Source organism: Achromobacter maghribensis, assembly GCF_057334215.1.
This window is the reverse complement of sequence record NZ_JBHFII010000061.1, coordinates 107677-120041: the sequence shown is the minus strand read 5'-3', so window position 1 is coordinate 120041 and position 12365 is coordinate 107677. Positions and strand designations below refer to the sequence as shown.

At 67.3% G+C, this 12365-nt stretch carries 10 protein-coding genes; 7 read left to right on the top strand and 3 right to left on the bottom strand.

Annotation, left to right across the window (positions count from 1 at the left end):
• Positions 1-4: 4 nt before the first annotated feature.
• Positions 5-1465, top strand: coding sequence for a DUF3526 domain-containing protein (locus ACE039_RS26630; protein ID WP_485823798.1), 1461 nt, complete (start codon positions 5-7; stop codon positions 1463-1465).
• Between the two features lie 45 nt (positions 1466-1510).
• Positions 1511-3685, top strand: coding sequence for a TonB-dependent receptor (locus tag ACE039_RS26625; protein WP_485823797.1), 2175 nt, complete (start codon positions 1511-1513; stop codon positions 3683-3685).
• A gap of 53 nt (positions 3686-3738) precedes the next feature.
• Here ACE039_RS26625 and ACE039_RS26620 read toward each other — a convergent pair whose 3' ends face one another.
• The 3 genes from ACE039_RS26620 to ACE039_RS26610 form a co-directional block, all read right to left on the bottom strand.
• Positions 3739-4935, bottom strand: coding sequence for an MFS transporter (locus ACE039_RS26620; RefSeq protein ID WP_485823796.1), 1197 nt, complete (start codon positions 4933-4935; stop codon positions 3739-3741).
• 163 nt (positions 4936-5098) lie between these two features.
• Positions 5099-5872, bottom strand: coding sequence for an IclR family transcriptional regulator (locus ACE039_RS26615; protein WP_310032099.1), 774 nt, complete (start codon positions 5870-5872; stop codon positions 5099-5101).
• Positions 5862-6659 carry an IclR family transcriptional regulator gene (locus ACE039_RS26610; RefSeq protein WP_485823795.1) on the bottom strand — a complete coding sequence of 266 codons (798 nt, stop codon included), beginning with the start codon at positions 6657-6659 and terminating at the stop codon, positions 5862-5864. The genes ACE039_RS26615 and ACE039_RS26610 overlap by 11 nt, the downstream gene beginning before the upstream one ends.
• Positions 6660-6869: 210 nt before the next feature.
• On the opposite strand from ACE039_RS26610, the gene ACE039_RS26605 reads away from it, so the two are divergent.
• The 5 genes from ACE039_RS26605 to ACE039_RS26585 all read left to right on the top strand — a co-directional run bounded on the left by ACE039_RS26605 (position 6870) and on the right by ACE039_RS26585 (position 12299).
• Complete coding sequence (locus ACE039_RS26605) at positions 6870-8036, top strand: acyl-CoA dehydrogenase family protein (protein ID WP_485823794.1); 1167 nt, start codon at positions 6870-6872, stop codon at positions 8034-8036.
• A 92-nt stretch (positions 8037-8128) separates the two neighbouring features.
• Positions 8129-9112 carry a Bug family tripartite tricarboxylate transporter substrate binding protein gene (locus tag ACE039_RS26600; protein WP_485823793.1) on the top strand — a complete coding sequence of 328 codons (984 nt, stop codon included), beginning with the start codon at positions 8129-8131 and terminating at the stop codon, positions 9110-9112.
• An 18-nt stretch (positions 9113-9130) separates the two neighbouring features.
• Positions 9131-10108: a Bug family tripartite tricarboxylate transporter substrate binding protein gene (locus ACE039_RS26595; protein ID WP_485823792.1), complete on the top strand. Its 978-nt coding sequence runs from the start codon at positions 9131-9133 to the stop codon at positions 10106-10108.
• 4 nt (positions 10109-10112) lie between these two features.
• Complete coding sequence (locus tag ACE039_RS26590; RefSeq protein WP_485823791.1) at positions 10113-11282, top strand: acyl-CoA dehydrogenase family protein; 1170 nt, start codon at positions 10113-10115, stop codon at positions 11280-11282.
• A gap of 21 nt (positions 11283-11303) precedes the next feature.
• Positions 11304-12299 carry an acrylyl-CoA reductase family protein gene (locus tag ACE039_RS26585; protein ID WP_485823790.1) on the top strand — a complete coding sequence of 332 codons (996 nt, stop codon included), beginning with the start codon at positions 11304-11306 and terminating at the stop codon, positions 12297-12299.
• Positions 12300-12365: the final 66 nt, after the last annotated feature.

Below are 12365 nucleotides of genomic sequence, written 5' to 3'. Positions count from 1 at the left end.
CCCGGTGCACGCTTTCCAGTTTCCCCGCTTCAGGCTGATCGTCCGGCACGAGCTGCGCCTGATGGCCAAAGAACGCCTGCTATGGATCGCCGGCGGCCTGTTCCTGCTGCTGGTCGGCTATGCCGTCTTCAACGGTTTGCTGCAGACGTCCCTGCGCGACAACGCGCAGGCGGCGCTGGCAAACGCCGATGCCCAGACGCGCGGCGAACAGCTTGCGCAACTGCATCGCATCATGGCGGGCGAAGAAACGCCGACGCCGTTCGGCAACCCCGCCAGCCCCGCCAACATGGGCGGCGGCCTGGGCGCGCACTACGCCATCATGCCCAGCGTGGCCATGGCGCCCGTGGCGCTGGGGCAGACCGACCTGTTCCCGTCCCAGTTTCGGGTGACCTATCAAAGCAAGGTCAATTTCATTCACAACAACGACATCGAAAACCCCTGGCATCTGCTCAGCGGCCACTTCGACCTGGCGTTCGTGGTGGTCTATCTGCTGCCGCTGCTGATTTTCGCGTTGGGCTACAACCTGCTGTCCGGCGAAAAGGAAGACGGCACGCTGCGGCTATTGCTGTCGCAACCGCTTGCCTTGGCCACGCTGATCGCGGGCAAGATCGCGGTGCGCGCAGGCGTGCTGCTGGGCGCGGCGGTGCTGACGCCCCTTGCCGTGCTGCTGCTTGCGCGTCCCCAGGTATTGCAGGCGTCGGACGCCACGCTCTGGTGGGTGCTGCTGGTCGGCGCGTACGCGCTGTTCTGGTTTGCCGTGGTGGTGGCGGTCAACGCCTTGGGGAAATCGTCGGCGGCCAACGCCATGATGCTGATGGTGGCGTGGGTTGCCCTGGTGCTGGTGACGCCCGTGCTGTTGAACATCGCCGCCGCATTCGCCAGCCCCGCGCCGTCGCGCGCCGAACTGGCCACGCGCACGCGGCTGGCCACCGCCCAGGCCATGCACGACAACGTGGCGTTGCTGTCATCAGACTATGAACACATGGACCAGCCCGCTGCGCTGATGCCCCGCGACGGCAGCATTCACATCAGCGGCCGTCCGTTGGGGCAGGCGCGGGTCGAACGCCAGGTTGACGACATCATGGCGCCGGAACTGTCGCGCTTCGAGGCGCAGCTCAAGCGCCAGCAAGCGCTGGTGGCGCGCTACAGCGTGTTGTCCCCCGCAGCGGTGGCCTATGAAGGCATCACCGCGCTGGCGGGCACCGGGCAGCGTCGGCACGCGCATTTCATGGCGCAGATCGACACCTATCACCACGCCTGGAAGGCGTTCTTCCTGCCCCGCATCGAACAGGGTCGCGCCATCACCGCAGCGGACTTTTCGGCCATGCCGGCATTTCATTGGCAAGAGGAAGACCGCGCCGCCATCCACACGCAAGCGCTGCGAGCGCTTCTGCAATTGCTGGCGCCCGCCCTGCTTTTGCTGACCTTCGCGGCGTGGCGGCTGCGCCGTTACCGCGTCGTCTGACGCCCTGCGTCTACGCATTACTTATCAAGTCCATCGGGAAAGATCATGAGGAAAGTCGTATCCGCCGCCGCGATCGCGGCCTGCGCGGCCGTGCCTGCCGTTCAAGCGCAAGAGGACGAAAAGGAGCTGCCGGCCATCCGCGTCGAAGCCGCCAGCGAAACAGAAGGGCTGGCGCTGAACGCCAAAAGCGGCACGGCATCGCGCCTGGGCCTGACGCTGCGGGAAACGCCCGCATCGGTGGAAATCGTCTCGCAGGACGCGATGCGCCAGCGTGGCGCCAGCACGCTGAGCGAAGCGTTGCGCGGGGTCACCGGCATGGCAGGCGGTGGCCCGCCTTCGTCGCCCACCACGCTGTCTTCGCGCGGGTTTACCGACATCCTGTACCTGTACGACGGCCTGCGCATGTCTGGCGCGGGCTCGACCAATCGCGTCCAGGACACCTGGAACTACGAACGTATCGAAGTGCTGAAAGGCCCGGCGTCCGTGCTTCAAGGCGACAGCGCCATCGGCGGCATCGTCAATTTCCAGACCAAGCGCCCCGACCGCGACAACCCCGGCCGCGAAGCGATGGTGTCTTACGGCAGTTACGGCACCACGCGCACCGGCATCGGCCTGGGCGACAATTTCGGGCAGACCGGCGCGTATCGCATCGACTACAGCCATAACCAGACCCAGGTTGGCACGATCGAGCGCAACACCAACAAACTGGACCACCTGACCACGGGCGTCGCCTTCGACGTGGCGCCCGCCACCCGACTGGACCTGTCGTTCGATTATTCCCGGGACACGGGCCATGCCTACTGGGGCACGCCGCTGGTCCCGCGCAGCATCGCCACGTCGCCCTCCGGCGCCGTCAGCACGCCCGACGGCCGCGTGCTTGACCGCGACCTGGTGCGCAACAACTACAACGTGCTGGACGACAGGAACGAAGCGGAGGCGTACTGGCTGCGAGCCCGCGTCACCCATGACCTGACCTCTGCCTGGAGCCTGCGCAACGAATTCGCGGTGAACAAGGTCGACCGCCTGTGGAAGAACTCGGAATCCGCGGTGTTCCGCGCGCCGTCGTGGGTGGACCGCGACCAGACGACGATCACCCACAATCAGCGCTACCTGATCGACCGCTTCGACGCCACGCACACCGGCCAGGTGGCCGGTGTGCAAAACAAATTCGTGATTGGCGGGGAACTCAGCAAGACCCGGCTGGACAGCGAACGGCGCTTTTCGAACCGGGCTGCGGCCACGGGCGACGCGCTGCGCGTCTCGCTGCGCCAACCCGACGTGGGCTACTACAACGACGATCCCGCCTTGATGAGCGGCCCCGGCAACCGCACCGACTTCTCGACCGACGTGCGCGGCGCGGCGCTGTTCGTCGAAGATTCGCTCAAGCTTGCCGACCCGTGGACCGTCGTGGCCGGCTACCGGTACGACCGCATCCGCGTGGACCGCAGCGTGACCGACTTGAACGCCGGCAAGCGCAGCGAATTCGGCACGCGGTATTCCGCCAACTCCGCGCGCCTGGGGACGGTCGTGGATCTGACGCCCTCGTCGTCCGTCTATGCGCAATACACCAACGCCACCCTACCCGTGGGTTCGCTGTTCTTGCTGTCGCAGTCCGATTCGGACTTCCCGCTATCCAAGGGCGAGCAATGGGAATTGGGCTTCAAGCAGAGCCTGGACACGGTGGAATGGACGGCAGCCGTCTATCACATCAAGCTGGACAACGTGCTGTCGCGGGATCCCGCCAACGCCGCCCTGACGGTGAACAACGGCAAGCAATCGTCGCGCGGCGTGGAGCTCTCGGCCGACTGGCGCGTGACGCCCCAGCTTACGTTGTCGGGCAATGTCGCCATGCTGAACGCCCGTTACGACTCCCTGATTGAAGGCGATGGCACGTCGCGCATCGGCAACACCCCGCCGAACGTACCCGAACGCATCTTCAACGTGTACGCCAATTACCGCTTCAAGGACGTGCCGATGAACCTTTTCGTCGGCCTGAACCATACTGGCAAGCTCTACACCGACCGCGCCAACCAGATCCGCATTAACGGCTACACCACCGTGGACGCGGCCATCAGCTACCGGGTCCGTCCCGCGCTGCTGACCTTCCGCGTGCGCAACCTGACCGACAAGCTGTATGCCTACTACGGCGGACGTGACACCAGCCAGGTCCTGGTGGCGCCCGGGCGAACCTACGAGCTTGCCGCATCGTTCGACTTCTAGACAACAAAAAGCCGACCCCGTTTACGTCGGGGCCGGCTTTTTCCATGCAGGAATCAGCAGCCCTGCATCGCCAGCCTGCGGCGCTGGTTGGCGGCGCGTTGCACCAGCACCAGGGCCAGGCCGGCCGTGGCGATGACGGCGCCGGCGATGGGCACGGCGGCGTAGCCCATGCCGGCGGAAATCACCGCGCCGCCCGCCGCGGCGCCGACCGCGTTGCCCAGGTTGAAGGCGCCCACGTTGACCGACGACGCCAGGCCCGGCGCTTCCGTCGCGGCGCGCATCACGCCCATCTGCAACGGCGGCACCACCGCGAACGTTGCCACGCCGAAGATCAGCAGCGAAACGGCCGCGCCAACCGGCGTGGACCCGATCCACGGGAACGCCAGCAGGTCGACGATGACAATCACCAGGAACGTGATCAACGTGCCGTCCAGCGAACGGTCGGCCATGCGGCCGCCCAGGCCATTGCCCAACGTAAAGCCCAGTCCGATCAGCACCAGCATGCCGGTAATGAAACCGGGCGACGCGCCGGTGATGTCCGCCAGGGTCGGCGCGATATAGGTGTAGAGCGTGAACATGGCGCCCGCGCCCAACACGGTGGTCAACAGCGCCAGCAGCACGACGGGGCTCTTCAGCACGGCCAGTTCATGGCGCACGTTGGGACGGCGGCCGGCCTCTCCGGCAGGCAGCGCAAACCACAGAGACAGCATGGCAACCAGGCCAAGCACGGCCGTCGCGGCAAACGACATGCGCCAGCCGATCGCCTGGCCAAGCCATGTCGCGGCAGGCACCCCGCCCACGTTGGCGATCGTCAGCCCCATGAACATGGTTGCCACCGCGCTCGCCTGCTTGTGGCGCGGCACCACGCTGGCCGCCACCAACGAGCCCAAGCCGAAGAACGCGCCGTGGTTCAGGCTGGTGACCAGACGCGCCAGCAGCAGCGTCGTGTAATTCGGGGATAGCGCAGACAGGATGTTGCCGATGGTGAAGATGGCCATCAGCAGGATCAGCGCCTTGCGCCGCGACCAGCGCGAAAACGCCAGCGTCATGAGCGGCGCGCCGACCATGACGCCGATCGCGTAAGCGCTGATCAGCATGCCGGCGCTGGGGATGGACACGTTCACGCCCTCGGCGATGACAGGCAGCAGCCCCATGGGAGAGAACTCGGTCACACCGATGCCGAACGCACCGACGGCGAGCGCCAACAATGGCAGGCCGGCTTTCACCGGCGGGGTTTCTTGCGGGTTCATGCGGATTCCTCGAGTTCGATCGCGCCGGCAGGGTGTTCCTGGGGCGTGGCCGGCCAGAATTGGCGGGCATATCGGCTAGACAGGCGTGCAGTATGACGGCGGGACCCTTGCGGAAAAAGCCGTCTGACGGGCAAACACTTTTGACTTGGGGTCACGAATCCGGCTAGGTCAGCCCCAGCAGCCGTTCCGTCTCGCGCGCCAGGGCCACCAGGCGGGGGCCGATGTCCGCGGCGCGCTCCCGGTAGGGGCCATCGCCGGAAGGCACGCCACAATTGAACACATACAGCAGCGACTGATAGGGACGGCAGAGCGGCGCCGCAAAGCCGAAGGCGTCCGGGCGCCACTGCATGTTGTTGCCGCAATAGCCTTTGCGCTCCAGATCGCGGCCGGCGGTCTCCAGGGTGGGGAAATGTTCCGCGTAGTAGCGCGCGTCGGCCACGCGCAGCTGGTTAAGCACGGCGGCCCGCTCGCTGTCTGGCGCCCGGCAGAGCCAGGCCTTGCCGGCCGCGCTGGCCAGCAGCGGCAACGATCCGCCGATGTCCGGGCGGGTTTGCAAGGCGTCGTTGGACCTGGCGGTTTCCACGAACACCATTTGCAGCCGGTCGCGCACCACCAGCGACACCGCACCCCGGGCGTGGTCGGCCAACTGCTTCATCAGCGGCCGCGCCAGTTGGCGGATCTGCATGCTGGCCAGCAACGGGTAGCTCAGCGCCAGCACGGACGCGCCCAGCCGATACCGGGCCGGCGGCCCCGAACGCTGCAGAAAGCCCAGTTCCACCAGCGTGTGCGTCAATCGCGCCACCGCGCTCTTGGACAGGCCGGTCTGTTGCGCGAAATCCTTGTTGGCCAGCTCGGGGCGATCCGCCCGGAAACACGCCAGGATGTCGATGCCATGCGCCAGGGTGGTGGCAAAATCGCGGTCCCGGTCAGGCGCCATCCTGACGCTCCAGCATTTTTTCAACCCGCGCCACCAGGCTCAGCAAACGCGGCGCGATGCGTAGGCGCAGGTCGCGGCCGCGCAGCCGCCGTATCGGCACGCCGCAATTGAACACAAAGACCTGCCCGTCCACGCGCCGCCGCATCGGCACCGCCACGGCATGCACATCGGTGTGCCAATCACCTTCGGCCAGGCAGTAACCATGCTGCGCATAATCCCGGCGCGCCAGTTCCCATCCCGCCTCGTTGCGTTGCCACGCCGCGGGATCCTCGGCGCGCAACGCCTCCAGCAGCGCAGCGGCTTCGGCGGCATCGGCCTGCGCCAGCCACGCACGCCCCATGGCGGACTGCAACATGGGCAGCATCGCCCCAATATCCGGCCGGAACGCCACGGCGTCGTGGCCGCGGCAGGTCTCCAGGTACACCATGTGCATGCCGTGGTGCATGCCCAGCGACGCCGATCCGCCGGCCGCATTCGCCAGGCGCGTCATCAGCGGGCGCGCCAGCTGCCGCAGCTTGATGCTGGCCAATAGGGGATAGCTGAGCGACAGCAGGGCCGTGCCCAGCCGGTAGCGGCGCAGGCTGCCGTCGTACCGCAGCAGGCCTCGCTGCACCAGCGTATAGGTCAGCCGTGAAATCGTCGCTTTGGACAGGCCGGTGCGATCCGCCAGTTCGCGGTTGCTTAGCGCCGGTTCGCCATGCCGAAACGTCTGCAGCAAGGACAGGCCGTGCGCCAACGTGGTGGCGAAAGCAGGATCGGGGTGGCGGCCGCCCAAGGGCGTGGTCATGGTCGCTATCCGGTAGTCGGCGCCGCGGCGAATGCGCGGGCCCTTGCCGTCGATGATAGAGCAACACCGCCTGCTCCGGCTTGCCGTGCGTTCAAGATAGCAAAACACTTGTCTCGCATTTGGCGGCGCTTTGCTAGCCTGGGTTTCCAGTCGCCCGGGCCGGTACACCCCGCTCGGCAGGCATGGCACTTAGAAAAACGGAGACACTTCATGATCAGGGACCCCGACGGCTTTCCCGCCTTTCTCGATTCACTGCGCCGCTTTGTCCGCGAACAGCTGACACCGCGCGAGGCCGAAGTGGCGCGGTTGGACGAGGTGCCGGACGATCTGGTGCGCGCCATGGCCGCCCAGGGCATGTTCGGCTACTCGATTCCCGAAGCCTACGGCGGCGCAGGCATGAGCACCGAAGAGCTGATCCGCGCCGCGATTGAACTGTCGCAATGCTCCGTGGCGTTCCGCGCCCGGGTCGGCACCAACACCGGCATCGGTTCCGAAGCCCTGGTGGCCGACGGCACCGAACAACAGAAGGCGCACTACCTGCCCCGCATGGCGTCTGGCGAACTCACGGGCTGCTTCGCCCTGACCGAACCGCAGGCCGGCTCGGACGCCACCGCGCTGCGCACGACCGCCGTGCGCGACGGCGACAGCTATGTGCTGAACGGCGAAAAGTGCTTCATCACCAATGCGCCGCTGGCCGGCCTGTTCACCGTCATGACGCGCACCGACCCGAACGCGCCGGGCGCTCGCGGCATCTCCGCTTTCATCGTGGAGCGCGGCACGCCCGGGTTGTCCACCGGCCAGCCCTACGACAAGATGGGCCAGGCCGGCTCGCCCGTCTCGTCCGTGCATTTCGACGACTGCCGCGTGCCCGCCGCCAATATCATCGGCGGCCAGGAAGGCATGGGCTTCAAGACGGCCATGAAAGTCCTGAACAAGCAGCGCATCCATCTGGCCGCGTTGTGCATTGGGCCGGCCATCCGCATGCTGGACGACACCATGCGGTTCGTGGCCCAGCGCCAGCAGTTCGGCAAGCCGCTGATGGACTTTCAATTGATCCAGGCGATGCTGGCCGACTGTCAGACGGAAATCCAGGCCGCGCTGGCGCTGGTGCTGCAAACGGCGCGCGAACGCGACGCCGGCCAGGACGTGACGCTGAACGCCTCGATCTGCAAGTACTTCGCGTCGGAAATGTGCGGCCGCGTGGCGGACCGTTGCGTGCAGATGCATGGCGGCTACGGCTACATCGCCGACCAGGGCATTGAACGCTTCTATCGCGACGTGCGCCTGTTCCGCCTGTACGAAGGCACCAGCCAGATCCATCAACTGACCATCGCCCGCCACACGCTGACCCAGGCGGGCTACGCGCCCGGCCGCTAGGCCTGGGCGAACCCGGGACCGCAGCCAATAGAAGCCGGCGGCCCATCCGGCCCGTTCAACAAAACGGGCCTTGAACCAAAGGAGAGACTGACATGCTGCATAAGCACTTGCCCAAATGGATCGCCGCCACGGCGGCCGCCTTGGCATTCGCCGCGGTGGCGCCCCAGACCGTGGCTGCCTACCCGGACAAGCCCGTCCGGCTGATCATTCCGTTTGCCCCGGGGGGGTCCGCCGACATCCTTGGGCGTCTGCTGGCCGAAGCGCTGCACCCCATCCTGGGCCAGTCCGTCATCGTCGAGAACAAGCCCGGCGCTGGCGGCAACATCGGCGGCGACTACGTCGCCCGGTCCGCCCCCGACGGCTACACGCTGCTGCTGGCCGCCGCTGGCCCCACGGTCATCAACCCCAGCCTGTACGCCAACATGCCGTTCAACCCGGCCAAGGACCTCGCCGCCATCACCTGCATCGAAAAAGAGCACAACCTGATGGTGGTCACGAAGTCCCTGCCGGCCAAGACCCTGCAGGAATTCCTGCAATACGTCCGCGCCAATCCCGGCAAGCTCTCTTTTGGCTCACCGGGCAACGGATCGCCCGCGCAACTGGCTGGCGAACTGCTCAAGCAGAAGGCCGACCTGCAAGCCGTGCATGTGCCTTACAAGGGCACCGGCCCCGCCATTACGGACCTGGTGGCGGGCCACATCGACTTCATGATCGACAACATGCCCGCGCTGCTGCCGCAGGTAAAAGCGGGCACCATCCGCGCCTTGGCCGTGCCCAGCGACCAGCGCGCCTCCGCGGCGCCAGACATCCCGACCTTCGGCGAAGCCGGCCAACCGGGGTTCGTGGTGATGGCCTGGAAAGGGCTGATGGCGCGGGCCGGCACCCCGCCGGCCGTCGTCGACCGCTTGCACACTGCCGTGGTCAAGGCCTTGCAGGACCCGCAACTGCGAAAGCGATTCCAGGAATTAGGCGCCGAGCCATTGGGGAGTTCGCCGGCGGAATTCGCCAAGCAGATCGCCGACGAAACCGTGTGGTGGGGCAAGCTGGTGCAGTCCACCGGGACCAAGATCCAATAGCGCTGGACGGAGAACACCATGCATCCATTCGCCCATATGCTGCGCGCCCTGTGCGCCGCTGCGCTGATCGGAACGGCCGGCGCGCCGCTGGCCGCCGCCGCGGCCTATCCAGAAAAGCCCATCCGGCTGATCGTGCCTTACGCCGCAGGCGGCGGCACCGACACCGCCGCCCGCATGATCGCCCGCAAGCTCGCCCCGCTGATCGGACAGACCGTGGTGGTCGAGAACAAGCCCGGCGGCGCCACGCAGATCGGCACCGCCTACGTGGCCGCGGCAGCCCCCGACGGCTACACCTTGTTGATGGGCACCGCCAACCTGGCCACCAACAGCGTGCTTTACCGCAAGCTTCCCTATGACGTGCAAAAACGCCTGACGCCTGTCGTGTGGGCCACCGACGTGCCGGTGTATCTGCTATTGCCGGCCGCCAGCCCCATCCGCAGTCTGGACGCGCTCAAGCTGGCCGCGACGCAACAGCAGGGACTGACCTTCGCGACGGCGGGCACCGGCAGCATCCCGCACCTGGCCGGCGAGCAATTCGCCAATCAGACCGGCATCCCGTTGCGGCACATTCCGTACAAGGGCAGCAGCGAAGCCGCCACCGCGCTGGTCGGTGGCCAAGTGCAACTCAGCTTCGACAACCTGGCCCCGGTCTATGCGCAGGTGCAAGCCGGCCGCCTCCGGCCCGTCGCCATCGCCGCGGCGGCACGCAATCCGGAACTGCCGGACGTGCCCACGCTGACCGAATTGGGCGTGCCGCTGGTCGCCTCATCCTGGTGGGGGGTGATGGCGCCTACCGGCACCCCGCCCGCCGCCATCGCCTTGCTGAACAACCAGATCAATGCCGTGCTGGCGGACCCCGAAGTCCGCCGCTATTTCGCCGGGCTGGGCATGCAGGCCGTGGGCGGCACCCCGGACGCGTTCGGCCGGCATATCGCCGCCGAGACCGACAAATGGCGCGCCGTGGTCCATCAGGCCGGCGTGAAGATCGAGGAATAACACCATGCAACCCAACTCGCAACCCAGCGGCCACGCCGCGCTGCAAGACCTGTGCGCTCGCGTGCGCCAGTTCGTGGATGACATCGCCATCCCTGCCGAGTCCCCCGCCATTGCCCGCGATGTGGCCGCCTTGGACCGCTGCGTGGCCAGCCTGCGCGACCAAGCCCGCCAGGCCGGCCTGTATGCCCCGCAGCTGCCCGCGGAATGGGGCGGGCTGGGCCTGGGCTGGCACGCGCTGGCCCACGTGCTTGAAGAGGCGGGGCGTGGTTTCCTGGGCCCCGCCGCCCTGAACTGCGCGGCCCCCGACCAGCCCAACATGCTGACCTTGCTACGCCTGGGCACGCCCGCCCAACAGGAGCGTTATCTGCGGCCCCTGGTCCGCGCGCAACAGCGCGCCTGCTTCGCCATGACGGAACCCGCGCCTGGCGCCGGCTCCGACCCGTCCATGCTGCGCACCCGCGCCGAACGGCGCGGCCAGCGATGGGTGCTGAACGGCCACAAGCAGTTCATCAGCGGCGGCGTCGGCGCGGATTTCGCGTTGGTGCTGGCGCAGACCGACGTGGGCGTCACGCTGTTCGTCGTTCCCGCCGACACACCGGGCTATCGGGTCGTGCGCGATATCGGCATGGTCACGGGCTATCAGATCGGCGGCCACGCCGAGATCGAACTGGACGGCTGCGACGTGGGCGACGACGCGGTGCTGGGCGAACCCGGCCGGGGCTTGGAATATGCCCAGTTGCGGCTGGAGCCCGCACGCCTGTCGCACTGCATGCGCTACATCGGCCGCAGCCGCCGCGCACTGGAGACCGCGCAGGCCTATGTCACACAGCGCGAGTCCTTCGGCGCGCGGCTGGCCGATCTGCAGCAGATCCAGGCCATGGTTGCCGACTCGCACATCGACCTGCACGCCAGCCGGCTGATGACGCTGGACTGCGCGCAGCGCATGGATCAAGGGCTGTCCGTGAAACAGCACAGCGCCATGACCAAGGTGTTCGTGTCCGAAGCGGTGAACCGCGTGGCCGACCGCGCCGTGCAAATGATGGGCGCCACGGGACTGTCGGACGACACCCCCGTCGCCATGATCTGGCAGGAAATGCGCCCTTTCCGCATCTACGACGGCGCCAACGAGCTACACCGCGCCACGCTGGCGCGCCGCCTGCTGGCGCGCGCCTGACCCCATCTTTTGGAGACCCCTATGGCTTCCCTCGAATTCCAGGCTTACCGCCTGCATGCCGGCCAGGCCGGCGCCGCCCCGCAAGGCCGTTTCGACACGCTGACGGCCGATGCGCTGTCCGCTGGAGACACGTTGATCAAGGTGGCCTACGCCGGCTTGAACTACAAGGACGCGCTGGCCCAGGCCGGACGCGGCAACGTCATCCGCGACTATCCGCGTATCGGCGGCATCGACCTCTCCGGCACCGTGGTCCATTCCGCCGACCCGGCGCTTGCGCCCGGCCAGGAGGTGGTGGTGCACGGTTTCGGCATCGGCGTGGATTGCGACGGCGGCTACGCGGAATATGCGCGCGTGCCGCATGAATGGGTGTTGCCCTTGCCGAACGGCATCAGCTTGCGCGACGCCGCCGTGCTGGGCGCGGCCGGCTACACCGCCGCCTTGTCGCTGCACTGGATGGAACACTGCGGCCTGACGCCCGAACAGGGCGAAGTGCTGGTCACCGGCGCCACCGGCGGCGTGGCGGGCATTGCCATCGACATCCTCAGCCAGCGCGGCTACACGGTCTGCGCCATGTCCGGCAAGCCGGAAGCCGCTGATTACTTGCGGTCGCTGGGCGCCGCGAACGTCGTCGCGCCCCCCGACCTGTCCGGCGCGCTCAAACCGCTGATGAGCGCGCGCTGGGCCGGCGTCATCGATTCGGTCGGCGGCAAGCTGCTGGCCCATGCCCTGGCTTGCGTGCGGCCCGACGGCGTCGTCGCCGCCTTCGGCAACGCGGGCGGCGCGGAACTGCCCGCCTCGGTCATCCCGTTCATCCTGCGCGGGGTCAAGCTGCTGGGTATCAACGCGAACAGTCCGATGCCGCTGCGCCGCGCCCTATGGCAAAAGCTGGCCACCGACTACCGCCCGACGCGCCTTGCGCTGGCCTCACGCGTGATCGACCCCCGCGACCTGCCACAGGCCTTGGCCGCCATGCTTGAACGCGGCAGCACCGGCCGCAGCGTCGTGCGCTTTTCCTAAGCGCTTTTCCTAAGCGCTTTTCTTAAGCGTCTTTCGTAAGCGCCCTTCTGATCGCGTTTCCTGAAT